This window comes from Bradyrhizobium sp. STM 3843, assembly GCF_000239815.1.
Lineage (GTDB): Bacteria > Pseudomonadota > Alphaproteobacteria > Rhizobiales > Xanthobacteraceae > Bradyrhizobium.
The window spans coordinates 1-18804 of sequence record NZ_CAFK01000006.1 but is presented as its reverse complement, the minus strand read 5'-3'; the positions used below and the strand labels follow the sequence as shown (position 1 = coordinate 18804).

20 protein-coding genes are annotated in these 18804 nt (G+C 64.3%); 11 read left to right on the top strand and 9 right to left on the bottom strand.

The genetic code is table 11. The features are described from left to right. Positions 1-69 precede the first annotated feature (69 nt). Positions 70-1314 (bottom strand): ABC transporter substrate-binding protein, encoded by a 1245-nt coding sequence (locus BRAS3843_RS00805; protein ID WP_008966771.1) that lies wholly within the window; start codon positions 1312-1314, stop codon positions 70-72. 89 nt (positions 1315-1403) lie between these two features. Continuing rightward, positions 1404-2222 (bottom strand): putative hydro-lyase, encoded by an 819-nt coding sequence (locus tag BRAS3843_RS00800; RefSeq protein ID WP_035980480.1) that lies wholly within the window; start codon positions 2220-2222, stop codon positions 1404-1406. 114 nt (positions 2223-2336) lie between these two features. On the opposite strand from BRAS3843_RS00800, the gene BRAS3843_RS00795 reads away from it, so the two are divergent. Genes BRAS3843_RS00795 through BRAS3843_RS00785 form a run of 3 tightly spaced genes read left to right on the top strand, consistent with a single transcriptional unit; the run spans position 2337 to position 5473 of the window. Further along, positions 2337-3266, top strand: coding sequence for a LysR family transcriptional regulator (locus BRAS3843_RS00795; RefSeq protein ID WP_008966769.1), 930 nt, complete (start codon positions 2337-2339; stop codon positions 3264-3266). 28 nt (positions 3267-3294) lie between these two features. After that, a complete protein-coding gene (locus BRAS3843_RS00790) occupies positions 3295-4545 on the top strand; it encodes a Zn-dependent hydrolase (RefSeq protein ID WP_008966768.1) in 1251 nt (416 codons plus the stop codon). Positions 4546-4561: 16 nt separating this feature from the next. Next, positions 4562-5473 (top strand): NAD(P)-dependent oxidoreductase, encoded by a 912-nt coding sequence (locus BRAS3843_RS00785; RefSeq protein ID WP_008966767.1) that lies wholly within the window; start codon positions 4562-4564, stop codon positions 5471-5473. Positions 5474-5858: 385 nt separating this feature from the next. Here the strand turns inward: BRAS3843_RS00785 and BRAS3843_RS00780 are convergent, their stop codons facing one another. Next, positions 5859-6935, bottom strand: coding sequence for a tartrate dehydrogenase (locus BRAS3843_RS00780; RefSeq protein WP_008966766.1), 1077 nt, complete (start codon positions 6933-6935; stop codon positions 5859-5861). Positions 6936-7107: 172 nt separating this feature from the next. Between BRAS3843_RS00780 and BRAS3843_RS00775 the strand changes: the two genes are divergently transcribed. The 5 genes from BRAS3843_RS00775 (at position 7108) to BRAS3843_RS00755 (ending at position 11678) form a co-directional block, all read left to right on the top strand. After that, positions 7108-7884 (top strand): SDR family oxidoreductase, encoded by a 777-nt coding sequence (locus BRAS3843_RS00775; RefSeq protein WP_008966765.1) that lies wholly within the window; start codon positions 7108-7110, stop codon positions 7882-7884. A gap of 89 nt (positions 7885-7973) precedes the next feature. Then, positions 7974-9299 carry an MFS transporter gene (locus BRAS3843_RS00770; RefSeq protein WP_008966764.1) on the top strand — a complete coding sequence of 442 codons (1326 nt, stop codon included), beginning with the start codon at positions 7974-7976 and terminating at the stop codon, positions 9297-9299. 9 nt (positions 9300-9308) lie between these two features. Next, a complete protein-coding gene (locus BRAS3843_RS00765; RefSeq protein WP_008966763.1) occupies positions 9309-9971 on the top strand; it encodes a sulfite oxidase-like oxidoreductase in 663 nt (220 codons plus the stop codon). A gap of 42 nt (positions 9972-10013) precedes the next feature. Then, positions 10014-10376, top strand: a complete 363-nt coding sequence (locus BRAS3843_RS00760; protein WP_008966762.1) for a hypothetical protein — start codon at positions 10014-10016, stop codon at positions 10374-10376. Between the two features lie 75 nt (positions 10377-10451). Then, positions 10452-11678: a bifunctional alpha/beta hydrolase/OsmC family protein gene (locus tag BRAS3843_RS00755; protein ID WP_035980488.1), complete on the top strand. Its 1227-nt coding sequence runs from the start codon at positions 10452-10454 to the stop codon at positions 11676-11678. Positions 11679-11685: 7 nt separating this feature from the next. Here the strand turns inward: BRAS3843_RS00755 and BRAS3843_RS00750 are convergent, their stop codons facing one another. Further along, a complete protein-coding gene (locus BRAS3843_RS00750) occupies positions 11686-12750 on the bottom strand; it encodes a YeeE/YedE family protein (RefSeq protein WP_035980487.1) in 1065 nt (354 codons plus the stop codon). A 226-nt stretch (positions 12751-12976) separates the two neighbouring features. Between BRAS3843_RS00750 and paaI the strand changes: the two genes are divergently transcribed. The 3 genes from paaI to BRAS3843_RS00735 all read left to right on the top strand — a co-directional run bounded on the left by paaI (position 12977) and on the right by BRAS3843_RS00735 (position 15245). Further along, on the top strand, positions 12977-13438 hold the full coding sequence (gene paaI / locus BRAS3843_RS00745; protein WP_008966759.1) for a hydroxyphenylacetyl-CoA thioesterase PaaI: 462 nt from the start codon (positions 12977-12979) through the stop codon (positions 13436-13438). Positions 13439-13456: 18 nt separating this feature from the next. After that, positions 13457-14788, top strand: coding sequence for a phenylacetate--CoA ligase PaaK (gene paaK, locus BRAS3843_RS00740; protein WP_008966758.1), 1332 nt, complete (start codon positions 13457-13459; stop codon positions 14786-14788). 145 nt (positions 14789-14933) lie between these two features. Then, entirely contained in the window at positions 14934-15245 is a 312-nt protein-coding gene (locus BRAS3843_RS00735; protein WP_008966757.1) for a GIY-YIG nuclease family protein, read from the top strand. 177 nt (positions 15246-15422) lie between these two features. Here BRAS3843_RS00735 and paaE read toward each other — a convergent pair whose 3' ends face one another. The 5 genes from paaE to BRAS3843_RS00710 all read right to left on the bottom strand — a co-directional run. Continuing rightward, positions 15423-16499: a 1,2-phenylacetyl-CoA epoxidase subunit PaaE gene (gene paaE / locus BRAS3843_RS00730; protein WP_035980478.1), complete on the bottom strand. Its 1077-nt coding sequence runs from the start codon at positions 16497-16499 to the stop codon at positions 15423-15425. 145 nt (positions 16500-16644) lie between these two features. Beyond that, positions 16645-17148, bottom strand: a complete 504-nt coding sequence (gene paaD / locus BRAS3843_RS00725) for a 1,2-phenylacetyl-CoA epoxidase subunit PaaD (RefSeq protein WP_008966755.1) — start codon at positions 17146-17148, stop codon at positions 16645-16647. Further along, positions 17142-17918 carry a 1,2-phenylacetyl-CoA epoxidase subunit PaaC gene (gene paaC / locus BRAS3843_RS00720; RefSeq protein ID WP_008966754.1) on the bottom strand — a complete coding sequence of 259 codons (777 nt, stop codon included), beginning with the start codon at positions 17916-17918 and terminating at the stop codon, positions 17142-17144. The genes paaD and paaC overlap by 7 nt, the downstream gene beginning before the upstream one ends. A gap of 134 nt (positions 17919-18052) precedes the next feature. Continuing rightward, positions 18053-18340, bottom strand: coding sequence for a 1,2-phenylacetyl-CoA epoxidase subunit PaaB (paaB, locus tag BRAS3843_RS00715; protein WP_008966753.1), 288 nt, complete (start codon positions 18338-18340; stop codon positions 18053-18055). 27 nt (positions 18341-18367) lie between these two features. Beyond that, a partial coding sequence (locus BRAS3843_RS00710) for a Phenylacetic acid catabolic protein (RefSeq protein WP_035980476.1) occupies positions 18368-18804 on the bottom strand: 437 nt, incomplete at its 5' end.

The window sequence follows — 18804 nt, the reverse complement described above, 5'->3', positions numbered from 1 at the left end:
TGGGTCCCGGGTCGCGCTTCGCTTGCCCGGGACGACGTGAGAAGCCGCTTCAACAACCAGTCCGATCGCTTACTTCATCGGCCAGATGGCCTGGGCCACCGCCGCCTGCTCCGGAAAGATCGTCACGAACTTGCCGCCGACATATTGCAGCAGCACCGGGTCGGCGTCGTTGTTCTGGCCGCTCTCGTCGAACTTCACCCGCTTCCACGGCATGATGGTTTGCTCGCCCGGCATGTCGGTGGCGACCAGCGCGTCGCGGATCTTCTCGCCGTCGGTCGACTTGGCGCGGTTGATGGCATCCGCCATCACGATCAGCCCCATGAACTGGCGCGACGAGAAGTCGTTGAGGTCCTTGCCCGACTTCGCCTTGAACATGTCGTTGATCTTGCCGACCATCGGCCGCTTGGCCGCGAGGTCGAGCGAGAACGAGCCGCGCGAGATCACGCCTTCGAGCTTGTCGCCGACCGCGTCATAGAGCGCTTTCTCGGAGAAGCCCGCATCCTGGGCCACGATCGCATTCGGCTTGTAGCCGAGCTCGGCCATGGTCTTGACCAGCAGGATGCCGTCAGTGGTGTAGCTCGACGGCATCAGCACGTCGGCATTGGCAGCCTTCAGCTGCTGCACCTCGGCCGAGAGCGAGGGCGAGTTGGCGCGATATTTGATGTCGGCCACCACCTTGTAGCCGCGCTCATTGGCGAGCTTGAGCTGCGAGTTGCCGGAATCGGTGCCGAAGATCGTGTCCTCATGGAACAGCGCCAGGGTCTCGATCTTGGTGCCCTTCTTCTTCATCGCATCGAAGAAGTCGAACATCGCCTTCGAGAACATCTCGTCATGCGGCGCCGCGCGGAAATAATACTTCAGCCCGCGGCGATGCAGGCTCGGCGAGGAATTGTCGGCCGAGATATAGGGGACCTGGTAGCGCTCGCAGGTCTGGCTCGCGGTGACGGCGACCGCACTCTGATAGGAGCCGATGACGGCACAGACGTTCTCTTGCGTGATCAGGCGCTCGGTCTCGGCGCGGCCCTTCTGCGGGTCGGCCTGGTGGTCGGCGAAGATGAGCTTGACCTTGGCACCGCCAAGGCCCGGCAGGCCCTCGGTGCGCGCCAGCGGCAGATCGTAGTCATACTTGTTATTGATGATCTCGGCCGCAGTCTCGAAGGCGCGCTGCGCGTCGACGCCGATCTGGGCGCTGGCGCCCGAGAACGGATAGATGACCCCGATCTTCACCTCGGAGGCTTGCGCGCGGGCCGCAATCGGCCCGAGCGCGGCAGCGGCAGTAGCTCCCAGCAAGACATTTCGGCGCGTGATGGACATTGCAAGTTCCTCTGATCAAACGGCTGGATCGATGAAACGATTGATGGCCTCGGTAAAGCCTCAAGAAGCGGCAAAGGCTGCTCATTATTTCAGAGCACGGCAAGGTCCTTGTTCTTGAGATCGGTGATCAACATCAACCCCGGCGCGTGCGTGATCGCAAACGGCAACCTCGCCGCTGCTATCACCGCCTGTGGCGTGACGCCGCAGGCCCAGAACACCGGGATCTCGTCATCCGCCACCGGCACGGGATCACCGTAGTCCGGCTTGCTGAGATCGGCGATGCCGATGAGATGCGGATGGCCGAGATGCACCGGCGCGCCATGCACGGCCGGGAAGCGCGTGGTGATCTGCACCGCGCGGATCGCCTGCGCCGGCTTGAAGGGTCGCATCGACACCACCATTGGTCCGGCGAACGGACCCGATGGGCTGCAGGCAATGTTGGTGCGGTACATCGGCACACGGCAGCCCTGCTCGATATGGCGGATCGGCAGGCCGTCGGCCATCAGCGCCTCTTCGAACGAGAACGAGCAGCCGAGCACGAAGGCCACGAGATCGTCGCGCCAATGCGCGCAAATGTCGGTCGGCTCCTCCACCGCTTCGCCGTCGCGCCAGACGCGGTAGCGCGGCACGTCGGTGCGGATGTCGAGATCGGCGCCGAGCGCAGGAATGAACGGATTGCCGACATCGGACATGCCGACGATCGGGCACGGTTTCGGATTGAGCTGGCAGAACCGATGGAAGGCGCCGGCATATTGCTCCGGCAGAATCGCCAGATTGCCCTGCACGAAGCCATTGGCGATGCCGGCGGTGCTGCCGAACTTGCCCGCCCGATACTCCAGCCGCGCCTGATGGCTCGGCAAGACCGCTACCTCATTACCAGCATGCTGCACTGCCGCTGAAACAGTCATTTGAGCTGTTTGCCTATTATCTCGACAAACGTACTGAACCCCAGCCATGCTATAAAGTCTAATCTTCGTTTTTAATCGGAATCGATAAATCCGATTGATCTGACGCGAGCAACGATGCTGGATTTCCGTTCGATCGAGACTTTTCTTTGGGTGGTGAAGCTCGGCAGCTTCCGCGGCGCCGCCCAGCGGCTCAACACCACCCAGCCCGCCATCTCCCAGCGCATCGCCCAGCTCGAGCGCGAGCTCGGCGTCAAGCTGTTGAACCGCGATCATCGCGCCGCCTCGCCGACGCCGAGCGGACGGCAGATGCTGGTCTATGCGGAAAAGCTGATGGGCTTGCGCACGCAAATGCTGGCCGAGGTCGGCGACCGCTCGGCGATGCGCGGCGTGCTTCGGCTGGGTGTCGCCGAGACTATCGTACACGACTGGCTGCCGCGGCTGATCAAGCGCGTCAATGACAGCTATCCGAACCTGTCGCTGGAGATCGAAGTCGACGTCACGCCGAACCTGCATGCGCGGCTGCTCGCCCAGGAGATCGAACTCGCCTTCGCGCTCGGCCCGCCTTCGGCGCCGGGCATCCGTAACCGCGTGCTGTGCGACTATCCGGTCAGCTTCCTGGCGAGCCCCGCGCTTGGTCTCGGCGGCGCGCCGCTCACGGTCGAGCAGATCGCAAGATTTCCGATCATCACCTTTCCGCGCAAGACCCAGCCCTACGAAAACGTGCGCTCGCTATTCAACCGCCCTGACCTGCCGCCGATCCGGCTGCACGCCAGCGCCTCGCTGGCGACCGTGATCCATATGGCGATCGAGGGGCTCGGCGTTGCCGTCATCCCTGCCGCCATCGTCGCGCGCGAGCTCGCCGACGGGCGCCTGCAGGAGCTTGTGACCGACATGCGGATTTCACCGCTGACCTTCACCGCGAGCTGGCTCGCCTCGCCCGAGATGATCGCGATCGAGCGCGTCGCCGAGCTTGCAGCCCAGACGGCACAGACGAGCAGCCACGCGCCAGCATCGGTTGACGCCGAATTGGTCGCAAGCCATTGAGATCACGCCGGGTGACATGGATGACGCAATGAGCCGAGCCGCGACCAATCTGCAGATCGATTCCGCCCGCCTCTGGGGCAGCATTCACGAGACCGCCAAGTTCGGCGCCACCGCGAAAGGCGGCGTCCGCCGGCTGACCTTGAGCGAGGAAGACAGGCAGGTGCGCGACTGGTTTCGCAAAGCCTGCGAGGACGCGGGCCTCGAGGTGCATGTCGATACGCTCGGCTCGATGTTCGCACTTCGTAAGGGCCGTGACATGTCGAAGCCGCCGATCGGGATCGGGTCGCATCTCGACACCCAGCCGACCGGCGGCAAGTTCGACGGCATCCTGGGCACGCTCGGCGCGCTGGAAGTGATCCGCACCTTGAACGATGCCGGCATCGAAACCGAGGCGCCGATCTGCATCGTCAACTGGACCAATGAGGAAGGCTCGCGCTTCGCGCCGGCGATGATGGCCTCGGCCGCCTATGTCGGCGATTTCACCGTCGACGACATTCTCTCGCGCAAGGATGCCGAAGGCGTCACGGTCGGCGACGCCTTGGACAAAATCGGCTATCGCGGCGAGACCAAGGTCGGCACGCAAAAGTTTTCAAGCTTCGTCGAGCTGCATATCGAGCAGGGCCCGATCCTGGAAGCGGAGAACAGGACCATCGGCGTGGTCGATTCCGGCCAGGGCGTGTTCTGGTACGATGGCAGGATTGTCGGCTTCGAGAGCCATGCCGGCTCGACCCCGATGCCGCTGCGCCGCGATGCGCTGCTGACGCTGTCGCAATTTGCGCTCGCCTTGGAGCAGATCGCGATCAGGCTCGGCCCGAATGCGGTCGGGACCATCGGCGAAGCCGTGATCCAGAATCCCTCGCGCAACGTCATTCCCGGCGAGATCGCCTTCACGATCGACTGCCGCAGCAAGGATGCCGACACGCTCGACGCGCTCGACCAGAGCCTGCGTGCGGCGGCCGCCGAGATCGCGGCCAGGCGTAAAGTCGAGATCGCGATCGACCTGGTCTGGCGCAAGCCGCCGACGCATTTCGATCCCAAGCTGGTCGACGCTGTCGAGCATGCCGCGGAAAACCTCGGCTATTCGCACCGGCGCATCACCTCCGGCGCCGGACATGACGCCTGCAACCTCAACACCATCATGCCGGCGGCGATGGTGTTCGTGCCCTGCAAGGACGGCATCAGCCACAATGAGCTGGAAGACGCGACGCAAGCCGACTGCGCGGCCGGCGCCAATGTCCTGATGCACACGGTGCTGGCGCTCGCCGGCGTCGCGTCGTGATTTCTGGAGATTGACAGTGCGCGGAGTTTTCATCGACGCCAACGACTCGCTCGCGGAGATTTTCGAGCGGCAGCGCCAAGCCGGCGATCCGCCGGTGCGCGTGCACTTGAATCCCAACATCACGCCCGAGCAATGGCCTGAGATCCTCGACGGCGCCGAGATCGGCATCGTCGACCACACCGCATTGCCGACCGACGTCGCCAGGCAATGCAAGGGGCTGAAGCACGTGGTGTTCCTAGGGACCGGCGCGCGTAGCTACATGAACCCGGAAGAGCTGGCTGAGCTCGGCATCACCGTGCACCTGATCAAGGGCTATGGTGACACCGCCGTCGCCGAAGCCGCGATCGCTCTGATGTGGGCCTCCGCGCGCGGCCTCGCGCAGATGGACCGCGAGATGCGCGCCGGCAACTGGCTGCGTGACGACGGCATGCAGCTCACCGGCAAGACGCTCGGCCTGATCGGCTTCGGCGGCATCGCCGCGGAGGTCGCGCGCATCGCCTCCGGCAGCGGCATGAAGGTGATTGCCTGGAACCGCTCGCCAAAGAGCCATCCAGGCGTGACCTTCGTCAACCTCGACGAGCTGCTCGCGACCAGCCACGTCGTCTCGCTGCATCTTCTGCTCAACGACGAGACCCGTGGCTTTCTCTCGCGCGAGCGCATCGCACAAATGCGGCCGGGCGTGATCCTGGTCAACACCGCGCGCGCCGCTGTCGTCGACGAGGCCGCCATGATCGAGGCGCTGCGATCGGGGCATTTCCGCCATGCCGGCCTAGACGTTTTCAACATCGAGCCGCTGCCGGCCGATCACGTGCTCACGAGCATCCCGAACGTGACGCTATCAGCGCATTCGGCCTTCCGCACGCCCGAGGCGAGCGAGAACCTGATCCACGCCGCCTGGGAGCATTGCCGCCGGCTAGCGGGTGGATAGCATGCTTGCTCGGTGCACCCTCTCCCACAAGGGGAGAGGGTATACCGCCTGCTAGGCTACAAATGCCGAATAACGACGGCTTGCGGTTACGGCGTTCGCCGGGGCGACACCAACTAACAGCCTCTGCCTACCCTACAACTTTGCCGGTCCAGGATTGAAACGCCGTAGCCGACAGCCGCGATGCGCATTGCTGCGCCCTCTCCCCTTGTGGGCCCCCTTGTGGGAGAGGGCATCACCACGGGTTGCGACATACTCTCTTGGGTGAGGGGTTGGTGCGACGATCTTAGATCTTCGATGAGGAGAGAACCTCTCGCCCGGCAGCCTTCGGCTGCCACCCTCTCCCACAAGGGGGAAGATGGCACATCTCGCCCGGAGGAGCGTCTAACTACTCCACCATATCCGCCACCGCCTTGCCGCAGGCGGTCGTGTCGGCATTGCCGCCGAGGTCGCGGGTGCGCAGCGTGCGCTCGGCCAGCGTGCGCTCGATGGCGCCGACGATCGCCTGCGCCGCGGTCTTCTCGCCGAGATGCTCCAGCATCATCGCGCCCGACCAGATCATGCCAATCGGGTTGGCGATGCCCTGCCCCGCAATGTCAGGCGCGGAGCCGTGCACCGGCTCGAACACCGATGGGAAATTCCGCTCCGGGTTGATGTTGCCGGATGGCGCGATGCCGATGGTGCCGGTGCAGGCCGGGCCGAGATCAGACAGGATGTCGCCGAACAGGTTGGAGCCGACCACGACATCGAACCAGTCCGGATGCAGCACGAAATTCGCGGTCAGGATGTCGATGTGGTACTTGTCCCACTTCACGGTCGAATAGTTCTTCGCCATCGCCTCGACCCGCTCGTCCCAATAGGGCATCGTGATCGAGATGCCGTTGGACTTGGTCGCCGAGGTCAGATGCTTCTTCGGCCTGGATTGGGCGAGCTCGAAGGCAAATTTCAGAATGCGGTCGACGCCGGTGCGGGTCATCACCGTCTGCTGGGTGACGAATTCGCGCTCGGTACCCGGAAACATTCGCCCGCCCACGGAGGAATATTCGCCTTCGGTGTTCTCGCGCACCACCCAGAAATCGATATCGCCCGGCTTGCGGTTGGCGAGCGGCGACGGCACGCCCGGCATCAACCGGACCGGCCGCAGGTTCACATATTGGTCGAACTCGCGGCGAAACTTGATCAATGAGCCCCACAACGAGACGTGATCCGGAATCTTCGCCGGCCAGCCGACGGCGCCGAAATAGATCGCGTCGTGCTTGCCGATCTGTTCCTTCCAGTCCTCCGGCATCATCTCGCCGTGCTTCTCGTAATAGTCCCAGGAGGCAAAATCGAAATGGTCGAACTGCACGGCGACGCCATGCTTTTTCGCGGCGGCCTCGATCACGCGCTGGCCTTCCGGCATCACCTCTTTGCCGATGCCGTCGCCGGGAATGACTGCGATCCGATAGGGTTTCTTGGCGCTCATCGATGAGGTTCCTTGTTCTCCGGGCCGGTTGGGCCAGCCGCTGTCTGCGGCCCATGCAATGGCTCAAAGCAACGTAAAGCGCAACGCTGCGCTGCAATGTTGACCCCGCCGGCGGGTCACTTGAAATTCATCCCACCACCCTGCCTCCCCCCACCCTCAACTGAGTCATCCCATGGATTTGCATCTGTCCGGCAAGCGTGTCCTGATCACCGGCGCCTCCAAAGGCATCGGGGCCGCCGCGGCCGAAGCCTTCGCCGAGGAAGGCTGCCACCTGCGCCTTGCCGCCCGAAGCGGCGATCAGCTCAAAGCGCTTGCCGAACGGCTCCGCGCCAAACACCAGATCGATGCGGCGGCACACGCCGTCGACCTGCGCAAGCCCGAAGACGTCGCCAGGCTCGCGCAGGACGCTGAAGACATCGATATCCTCGTCAACAATGCCGGCGACATTCCCGGCGGCGCGCTCGACAAGATCGACGAGGCGACCTGGCGGCATGCCTGGGACCTCAAGGTGTTCGGCTTCATCAATCTTGCGCGCCTGGTCTATGCACGGATGAAGGCGCGTGGGACCGGCGTCATCATCAACGACATCGGCGTCGGCGGCGAGAAATTCGACGCCAACTACATCTGCGGCAGCGCCGGGAATGCGGCGCTGATGGCCTTCACCCGCGCGCTCGGCAGCAAGAGCCTCACCGACAACATCCGCGTGGTCGGCATCAATCCGGGACCGGTCGGCACCGACCGCCATGTCACCCTGCTCAAGACCCGCGCCAAGCATCAGTTCGGCGACGAGAGCCGCTATAAGGAATTCCAGAAAGGCCTGCCGCTCGGCCGGCCCGCGCACCCGCGCGAGATCGCCGACCTGATGACGTTTCTTGCCTCGGACCGCTCCAGTTACACGTCGGGCGTGATTTTCACCGTCGACGGGGGGATATCCGCCGGCTGGGGATGAGGGCCGGCCCGATCCGTTGGCGCATTTTGACAAATCGGGCTCCTGCCGTAGAAGGGAATAAGAAAAAGACGCTCCGGGAGACCCGAACAATGACCGACCAGGCGCTGCAGCCTGCCGCACAAGAAACCACGACTTTCGTCGATGTGGAGCGCCGGATCCGGGCGATCCTGATCGGCTCCGCCGGCAATCTGGTCGAGTGGTACGATTTCTACGCCTACACAGCCTTCGCCCTTTATTTTGCACCGGCCTTCTTCCCGTCCAAGGACCCAGTGGTCGAGCAGCTCAACGCTGCCGTGGTGTTCGCGGCGACCTTCCTGATGCGCCCCTTGGGGGGCTGGCTGTTCGGCTACATCGCCGACCATTTCGGCCGCAGGCTGTCGCTCACCGTCTCCGTGCTCTGCATGTGTTTCGGCTCGCTGATCATCGCGGTCACGCCGACCTATGCCTCGATCGGCTTCGCTGCGCCGGTGATCCTGGCTCTGGCCCGCGTGATCGAGGGCTTGAGCCTCGGCGGCGAATATGGCGCCAGCGCCACCTATCTGAGCGAGGTCGCCGATGCCAAGCATCGCGGCTTCTATTCGAGCTTCCAGTATGTGACGCTGATCGGTGGCCAGCTGACCGCGATCATCGTTCTTCTGCTGCTGCAGAAGGTGTTTCTGACCCCCGACCAGCTGAAGGCCTGGGGCTGGCGCATTCCGTTCGCGATCGGCGCGGGACTCGCGATCTTCGTCGCGGTGATGCGCCGGAACCTGCAGGAGACCGAAGCCTTCGTGGAAGCGAAGAAAAAGGTCCGCCCCTCAGGCTCGATCGTGCAGCTGTTTAAATATCCGCGGGAGCTGCTCCTGGTGGTCGGCCTCACTGCCGGCGGCACCGCGGCGTTCTATACCTTCACCACCTACATGCAGACCTTCGTGAAGCTCTCGGTCGGCCTCACCGAGGACCAGACCACCACGGTGATCTTCGGCTCGCTGCTGTTCGCCACCATCCTGCAGCCGATCTACGGCGCGATCTCCGACCGCATCGGCCGCAAGCCGCTGCTGATCTTCTTCGGCGTGGCCGGCACGCTCGCGACGATTCCGATCCTCACGCTGCTGAAGGAGACCAAGGAGCCGTTCATCGCCTTCCTGCTGATCTGCGGAGCCTGGATCTTCGTCGCCGGCTACACCTCGATCAACGCGGTGGTGAAGGCGGAGCTGTTCCCGACCAATGTCCGCGCGCTCGGCGTCGGCGTTCCCTACGCTCTGACGGTTTCGATCTTCGGCGGCACCGCGCCGGCGATCGCGCTGTATTTCAAGACCATCGGGCACGAGACCTGGTTCTATTATTATCTCTCGGGTGTGATTTTCCTGTCGCTCATCATCTATGCGACGATGCGCGACACCAAGCATGCCTCGGCGATGCATCGGCATGAATGAGGGCGCAGGATGGCCGGTGAGGACGATGTTCCGCCCGAGAGCAAGCTGACCCGCAGCAAGCAGCGCTGGGCGCGCGAGGGCAAGTTCCTGACCGGGAAAATGGTGCGCCCGGAGGACCAGCGGCTCCCCCCCGGCCAGCACCTCACACGCGATTGGCCGGTGCTCGATCTCGGCCTCACGCCGGAGATTTCGCGCGAGCGCTGGCGGCTCGATGTCTACGGCGCGGTCGAGAATCCGCTGTATTGGGATTTTTCGACCTTCCTGGCCCAGGAGCAGAGACAGTTCGTCTCCGACATTCATTGCGTGACCACCTGGTCGCGTTACGACAACCAGTGGGAGGGGCTTGCGACGCGCGACCTGCTTGCGGCTTGCCGGCCGCGCGACGAGGCTGATTTCGTCGTGCTGCATTCCTATGATGGCTACACCACCAATCTACCGCTGGAGGATTTTGCGGCCGGGGATGCGCTGCTCGCGCACAGCTGGTCCGGAGCGCCGCTGACCGCCGAGCATGGCGGCCCCGTGCGGCTCGTCGTGCCGCATCTCTATTTCTGGAAAAGTGCGAAGTGGCTGAAGGCGATCGAATTCCTCGATAAGGACGCGCCAGGCTATTGGGAGGTGCGCGGCTATCACAACCGCGGCGATCCCTGGGCCGAGCAGCGCTATTCGGAGTGAGAAGGTCAACCTCTTCATGAGGGAAGGCGCCGGAGATGAAGCATGGAGTTCACCTCAGAGACGGGCAAGATACCGAAAGGCTACGGCTATCTCCTCAAGCCGAGCGTCATCGTCGAGGCACTGACCAAGGCAAACATCGGAATTCACATCCATCTCGTTCGTAGCCACGGCAGGCGTCTGTTTGATGCGCGATACTGGCCGCCAAACGGCGATGTGCTGTATGAACGTCTCCACATCAAAGTGGGCACCGCGATCGAGCGAGACTTGCCCGAACTTCGTCGGCGAGCGAAGGAAGAAGCCCTTCCAGCGCTCATCCGATGGATTTCCGATATTGTCGCCCAAGACCTGCGGTCAGTGATCCGGCACGGCGAACAGGAGATTCAGCTGTTGCCTCCTCGAAACTGATCATCGCTGTGTCGGGCGCACGTGCTGTGTCATCGCTCGAGCGGCAGTGAACACGCAACAAACGGGGACCACATGATGCCGACAGAACGCTTCCAGTTTGAGGGCGCAGGTGGCGACAAGCTCGCCGCTGCGCTGGATCTGCCCGATGGCGCGCCGCATGCCTATGCGCTGTTCGCGCATTGCTTCTCCTGCGGCAAGGAGACCCACGCCGCGCGGCGGATCGCGATGGCGCTCGCCGCCAAGGGCATTGCCGTGTTGCGGTTCGACTTCACCGGGCTCGGCTCCAGCGAAGGTGATTTTGCCAACACGACGTTCTCCTCGAACGTGGCGGACCTTGTTCGCGCGGCCAATCATCTGCGCGAGACCCGCACGGCGCCCGCGCTCCTGATCGGCCACAGCCTGGGCGGCGCCGCCGTGCTCGCCGCCGCCGCAGAGATCCCGGAGGCCAAGGCCGTGGTCACCATTGCCGCGCCGTCCGATCCCGCCCATGTCACCGGCTTCTTCAAGGACAGGATCGAGGACATCCGTGCGCAGGGTTCAGCGGAGGTTTCGCTTGCCGGCCGTCCCTTCCGCATCAACAGGTCCTTCCTCGACGACGTCGCCGAGCAGCGCCTGCTCGACAAGGTCGTGCATCTGCACAGGGCGCTGCTGGTGATGCATTCGCCGGTCGACGACACCGTCGGCATCGACAATGCGACCCGGATCTTCGTTACCGCCAAGCATCCGAAGAGCTTTGTTTCGCTCGATCACGCCGACCATCTCGTCAGCAACAAGCAGGACGCGGCTTACATCGCGGACGTCGTCGCGAGCTGGGCCAGCCGCTATATCGACGTGCCGATCTCACAGCCGGCCGCCGCGGCGGCCGAGGATGGTCCGCGCGAGGTGATCGTGCGCGAGACCCGCGCCAGCAAATTCCAGCAGACGATCGCCATCGGTCCGCACCAGCTCACCGCGGACGAACCGGTCGCAGCCGGCGGTCAGGATTCAGGGCCCGGACCTTACGACTTCCTGCTCACGGCACTCGGCGCCTGCACCTCGATGACCATGCGCTTGTATGCTGACCGCAAGTTTCTGCCGCTCGATCGCGTCACCGTGCGGCTGAAGCACAGCAAGATCCATGCTGAGGACTGTGCGGAGTGCGAGACCAGGGTCGGCATGATCGACCAGCTGGACCGCGTGATCACCATGGAAGGCGCGCTCGACGAGGCCCAGCGTGCCAAGCTGATGGAGATCGCCGACAAGTGCCCGGTGCACCGGACCCTCACCTCCGAAATCCGCATCGTCACGCGGCGCGCGGATTGACCGGGCGTCAGCGCGCGGGCTCGCCCTGCAAGGCAGGTTCAGCATCATGCTTCAGCGGCCGGACCCGCAACGCCCCGCGCAAACCGAGCGCAGTGCCGGCAAGGATGCCGGCCACGGCCACGAACGAGGTCAGCGCCAGGGTCGACAGGCCTGTGAGCCCCTGCCCGACCGAGCAGCCGAACGCCATCACGCCGCCCGCGCCCATCAGCGCTGCACCAGCGCTCGAGCGCAGCATGTGACGGGGAGAGTGAAATCCTTCAAGCTTGAAACGACGCGTGGCGAGCGCTGTCAGCAGGCTGCCGGCGAACACGCCGCCGACCGTGGCGATGCCGAAATTCACCGTGAGCCCGGTCGAGAGCATGACGTATTGCAGCGCATCCGCAATCGGCGCCACGAAGGTCAATGACGCCACGGGCACCGGATTGAAATCGTCAGCGCCGAGATATCCGGTGGCGAACCATCCCGCCGCGATCAATAGTCCGACCACGAGCCCAGCTGCGATCTGGCCCGGCGCGCGGCGGAACGGCCGATGGGCGACGGCAAACACGATCAAGGCGCCGCCGATCACGATGGCCGGCAGCAGTCGCGCCGGCGCACCATGCAGCCCGCCGCTCGACAGCACCGCCGGCAGCGACGTCGCCGCGGTGGTGGTCTGCGAAGCCTGCAACAGCGCGATGCGCAGCGGCGCGATCAGCCCCTTCAATGTCATCTCGGCGAATATGCCGAGCACGACGATGACGACGAAGGAACGCAGATTGCCGCGGCCGAGCAGCACCAGCGCCCGCGAGCCGCAGCCGTTCGCCAGCACCATGCCGTAGCCGAACAACAGCCCGCCGGCGAACATCAACGGCACCGAGAATGACGGCTGCAGATAGATCGACTTGCCGAGATCGACCAGGCCTGCGGTCGCCAACAGCTGCGTCGCGACCATGGCGACGCCGATCGCCAACGCATAGGTGCGCACCAGGCGGCCGTCGCCGTCGGCCCACCAGCCGCGCAAGGAGCTCATCATGCAGAACCCGCTCAGCAGTCCGACCGCGCCATAGAGAAGACCGATCACGAGACCAGTCAGGACAGCCAGATCGGCGGGTTCGGGCAATGTCGGGGTCCTTGTTTTACAGCTTGGAAACGAGGGCTGAACGAGCGGCGCCGCACAACCGTCTTTTGCTTGACGCGCGCGGAATCTTTGACACGATGCGTGCTTAACTAGTTCAGAATGCTTGTTCCAACAAGCATCACGCGGGAGAAAACGCCGTGGCTGCGCATCCGGGGATTCGCCGGCGCCGGGAGATTTGGCGATGACCGCCGGGAGGCCGGCGACGCCGGGCGAACTCGCGCGCGCCTGTGCTGAGGCCATGTGGAAGGACGACCAGGCGAGCCAGGGGCTCGGCATGGAGATCCTCGAGGTCGGTCCCGGCCGGGCGACGCTGCAGATGACCATCCAGCCGCACATGGTGAACGGCCATGGCATCGCTCACGGCGGCTTCATCTTCACGCTCGCCGATTCCGCCTTCGCCTTCGCCTGCAACACCCACAACGAGCGCACGGTCGCGGCGCAAGGCAGCATCACCTTCGTCCGGCCGGGCAAGCTCGGCGACCGGCTGGTCGCGCGTGCCGTTGAGATTTCACGCACCGGCCGCTCCGGCATCTACGACGTTCGCGTCACCGCGGGCGACACTGTCATTGCCGAATTCCGCGGCCATTCCCGCAGCATCGGCGGCATGCTGGTGCCGCTCGGCGATACCGGCGGCCCAAGCTGATTCGGAGGACGAAGCGCCATGGCCCTCACCAAGCTCCAATCCCAGCCGGGTGGCTATGTGCCCGAGATGGACGATGCCGAACGCGCCTCGCGCGACCAGATCATGGCGCTGCAAACCGAGCGGCTCGCCTGGTCGCTCAAGCACGTCTATGACAACGTCGCGCATTACCGCCGCGCCTTCGATCAGGCCGGCGTGCATCCGTCCGACTTCCGCGAGCTCGCCGATCTCGCCAAATTCCCGTTCACCGTGAAGACCGACCTGCGCGACAACTATCCGTTCGGCATGTTCGCCGTTCCCCGCGAGCAGCTGGTGCGCGTGCATGCCTCCTCGGGCACCACCGGTAAGCCGACCGTGGTCGGCTACACCCGGGCCGACATCGCGACATGGTCGAGCGTGATGGCGCGCTCGATCCGCGCCGCCGGCGGCCGCCGCGGCATGATCATCCACAACGCCTATGGCTATGGCCTGTTCACCGGCGGGCTCGGCGTGCATTACGGCGCCGAACAGCTCGGCTGCACCGTGGTGCCGATCTCCGGCGGCATGACCGAGCGCCAGGTGCAGCTCATCAACGACTTCCGACCCGACATCATCACGGTGACGCCGAGCTACATGCTCGCGATCCTCGACGAGTTCAAGCGCCAGAAGCTCGATCCCAGGCAGAGCTCGCTCAAGCTCGGCATCTTCGGTGCCGAGCCCTGGACCAATGCGATGCGCGCCGAGATCGAGGACGCCTTCGCCATGGACGCCACCGACATCTACGGGCTCTCCGAGGTGATCGGCCCCGGCGTGGCGCAGGAATGCCTGGAGACCAAGGACGGCCTGCACATCTGGGAGGATCATTTCTATCCCGAGATCATCGATCCAGATACGGGCGCAGTGCTGCCGGAGGGCGAGATCGGCGAGCTCGTCTTCACCTCGCTGACCAAGGAAGCCTTCCCCGTAATCCGCTATCGCACCCGCGACCTGACGCGGCTGTTGCCGGGCACGGCGCGACCAGGCATGCGGCGGATGGAGAAAGTGACGGGACGCTCGGACGACATGATCATCCTGCGCGGCGTCAACCTGTTCCCGACCCAGATCGAGGAGATCCTGCTCGCCACCAACTGGTGCGGTGGCCATTTCATGCTCGAGCTGACGCGCGACGGCCGCATGGATGAGCTTACGATCTTCGCCGAAGCGAGGCCTGAGGCCTGGGACGGCAGCGGGCTGACCAGTCATGCCGATCTGATCTCGACCCACATCAAGAACACGATCGGCCTCACCGCCAAGGTGCAGGTCGTCGCCCCCGACTCGCTGGAGCGCTCCGCCGGCAAGGCGCGGCGCGTGAAGGACAAGCGGCCGCGGGATTAGCGACCGGGGCTACTTATGCTAGTTCCTCATGGTGAGGAGGCGCGTAGCGCCGTCTCGAACCATGAAGGCCCGGCCGGGGGCCTCATCCTTCGAGACACCGCTTCGCGGCTCCTCAGGATGAGGGAAATAGCGGAGCGAGCAGTGAATGAGTGAAGGCGCATTTCTCTACATCGTTCGTTGCAGCGACGGCAGCTACTATATCGGCACGACCAGGACATCCCTGGAAATGCGCGTCGCCCAACACAATGATGGAAGCTTTGGCGGCTACACCTCCACGCGACGGCCGGTCACGCTCGTCTATTCGCAGTGGTTTGAACGGATCACGGACGCGATCGAGAACGAACGCAGGCTCAAGAGATGGACGCGGGCGAAAAAGGAGGCCTTCATTCGCGGCGATATGGCCGCGCTTCGGCGGCTTTCGGAAAGAAAAACGCAGGTTGTGAATCCCAAATCATAAACCAAAAACATCCAATTTGTCCGAGCATTGCGCTCAATCCTCATGGTGAGGAGGCGCGCAGCGCCGTCTCGAACCATGAGGCCGAAGTCCGGGCCGCATCCTTCGAGACGCCGCTTCGCGGCTCCTCAGGATGAGGGGAAAGAGCTTGCTCACGCGTCTCCGGAAGGACCGTGGCCGTCACACGTGATCGTAGTCCACCACAACGCGCTCCGTGGTCGGCTTGGCTTGGCAGGTCAGCACGAAGCCGGCCTTGAGCTCCCACGGCTCCAGTGAGTAGTTCAGCTCCATTTCGGCCTTGCCCTCGACCAGCTTCGCGCGGCAGGTCGAACACATGCCGCCCTTGCAGGCGAAGGGCAGATCGACGCCGGCGCGGAGTGCGGCGTCGAGGATCGCCTCGCCTTCGGCGACCGGCACCTCGCGCCGCTTGCCGTCGATGATCAAGGCGGCAAGCGCCTTCGGCGGCGCCGACGCGGGCACCGGCACTTTCGGCCGCGGCCGGCCGCCGAGCCCGGAGACGAAGCGCTCGACATGGATGCGGTCTTCTGGAATGCCGAGCTCACGGCAGGTCGGCTCGACCTCCTCGCTCAATCCTGAGGGACCGCAGATGAAGACGTGGTCGATGCTGTCGGCCGGCACCAGCGCGCGCAGCAACACCCTCACCTTCTCGGCATCGAGCCGGCCGTGCAGGATCGGGATGTCCTGGTCCTCGCCGGAGATGACGTGAAACACCGACAGCCGGTCGAGAAAGCGGTCCTTCAGCTCCTCCAGCTGTTCGCGAAACAGAATGCCTGCGGTGGTGCGGTTGCCGTAGAACAGGAAGAAGCGGCTGTTCGGCTCGCGCGCCAGCACCGCCTTGACGATCGACAGGATCGGCGTGATGCCGGAGCCTGCGGCAAAGCCGACGTGGATGCGCGCCGTATCCGGCTGCAGCATCACGCCGAAGCGGCCGGTCGGCGTCATCACCTCGAGCTCGTCGCCGTGCTTCAATTCGTCGGTGACGAAGCCCGAGAACGCGCCGCCATCGACCCGCTTCACCGCGATGCGGATTTCACCATCGTCAGGGCCGGAGCAGATCGAATAAGAGCGCCTCACCTCTTCACCGCCGAGCATCGCGCGCAGCGTGAGATATTGGCCGGGCGCGAAGCGGTAATCGTCGGCGAGCTCTTTTGGGATCGTGAAGGTCAGCGACACCGCGTCAGGCGTCTCGCGGCGGAGATCGTTGACGGCAAGGCGATGGAAGCGTGGGGTGGACATCGAACTTATCCCTCCGTCATTGCGAGGAGCAAAGCGACGAAGCAATGCAGACTCTTTCCATCCCGGCATTCTTGATTGCTTCCGCCGTTGCCCTTCGGGCTATGGCGGACAAGTCGCTGCGCTCGCAATGACGGATGCACATGGGCTAGTGACACTTGAAATAATCGAACGGTTCGCGGCAGGTTTTGCACCGCCAGAGCGCCTTGCAGGAGGTCGAGCCGAATTCGGACAACAGCTCGGTATCCCCCGAGCCACATTGCGGGCAGGTCACCTGCTCCACGCCGAACAGCGCACGACGCGTGCTCGCAGGCAGCGGCGGCGCGATGCCGTACTCCTTCAGCTTGCGGCGGCCCTGCTCGCTCATCCAATCGGTGGTCCAGGCCGGCGACAGCACCGTGCGCACATGGATCTCACGGAAGCCGGCACGCGACAGCGCGAGCTCGATCTCCAATGCAATCATGTTCATCGCCGGACAGCCGGAATAGGTCGGCGTGATCGCGACCTCGACACGGTCGCCGTTCACGTCGACCTCGCGCAGCACGCCGAGATCGTCGATGGTCAGCACCGGAATTTCCGGATCGGTCACACCAGCGGCCGCGTCCCAGGCGCGCCGGCGCAGATCGGCATCGCTGCTCGCGACCGCTACCATGACGCACCCGGAAAGCTGCGCTGCATGTGTTGCAACTCGCTCAAGAGATGGCCGAGATGCTCGCTGTGGCAACCGTCGCGGCCGCCCTGCTGCATCCAGTCGTTCTCAGGCAGAACCAGCGTCGCCTCGCGCGCGATATCCGCCACGGCAGCCAGCCACTCGGGCAGCAGCTCGGTCGGATCGATCGCGATGCCGGCATCGATCAGCCCGCGCTCGCTGTCGTCGACCCCAAACATCTCGCCGGTATAGGCCCAGAGATCGTCGATCGCAGCCTGTGCCCGGGCGTGGCTCTCATCGGTCCCGTCGCCGAGCCGGATGATCCATTCCGATGCATGCCGAAGGTGATAAGCGCTTTCCTTCTCCGATTTCGCCGCAATGGCCGCAAGCGTTGGGTCGGTGGAGCGCATCATCTTCAGCCAGTAGCGGTCCGCGAAGGTCGAATAGAGCCATTGCCGCACCATGGTCTGTGCAAAGTCGCCGTTCGGACGCTCGACCAGCAGCAGATTGCGGTATTGCCTCACGTCCCGGAGATACGCGAGCTTGTCCTCGTCATTGTCGCGTCCCTCGACCTTGGCCGCGTAGCTGTAGAGCTCGCGCGCCTGGCCGATCAGGTCGAGCGCCATGTTGGATAGCGCCATGTCCTCTTCCAGCATGGGCGCGTGGCCGCACCATTCGGACAGGCGATGGCCGAGGATCAGCGCATCGTCCGCGCGGCGCAACGTGTAGAGCACCAGCGGTGTTTCGGAAACAGTGATGGAGGGCGTGGCCATTTACTATCCGCTGTAACTCCTCATCCTGAGGAGCCGCACAGCGGCGTCTCGAAGGACGAGGCCAAGAACCAATCGGGCCTCATGGTTCGAGACGGCGCTTCGCGCCTCCTCACCATGAGGAGAAACAGATCGAGCTACATATGCCCGACCTCGTCCGGCACCTCGTAGAAGGTCGGGTGGCGATAGATTTTCGACTGCGCGGGCTCGAACATCATGTCCTTGTCTGCGGGATCCGACGCGGTGATTGCGCTGGAGGGCACCACCCAGATCGACAGCCCCTCGCCCCTGCGCGTGTAGATGTCCCGCGCCGCCTGCAGCGCCATGGTGGCATCGGGCGCATGCAATGAGCCGCAATGCTTGTGCGCAAGTCCGTTGCGGCTGCGGATGAAGACCTCCCACAGCGGCGTGTTCGGCGTGGCCATCACACCCTCCCTGTTAATTCGCCGGCTCTATTCGGCCGCCTGCGCGGTTGCGCGATAATTCCGCTTCTGCGCATAGGCGGCGGCCGCCTCGCGCACCCAGGCGCCGTCGGCATGCGCCTTACGCCGCGCCGCCATGCGATCGCGGTTGCAGGGACCATTGCCGGCGAGCACCTGCTTGAACTCGTTCCAGTCGATCGGGCCGTGGCTCCAATGCCCGTCCTCGTCCTGCTTCATCTTGGGATCAGGAATAGTGAGGCCGAGATACTGGGCCTGGGGCACCGTGGCATCGATGAATTTCTGGCGCAGCTCATCGTTGGAGAAGCGCTTGATCTTCCATCTCGTCGAGGCATCGCTGTGCTGGCTCGCACTGTCGGGCGGCCCGAACATCATCAGGACCGGCCACCACCAGCGGTTCAGCGCATCCTGCGCCATGTCCTTCTGCTCGACCGTGCCGCGGCACAGCG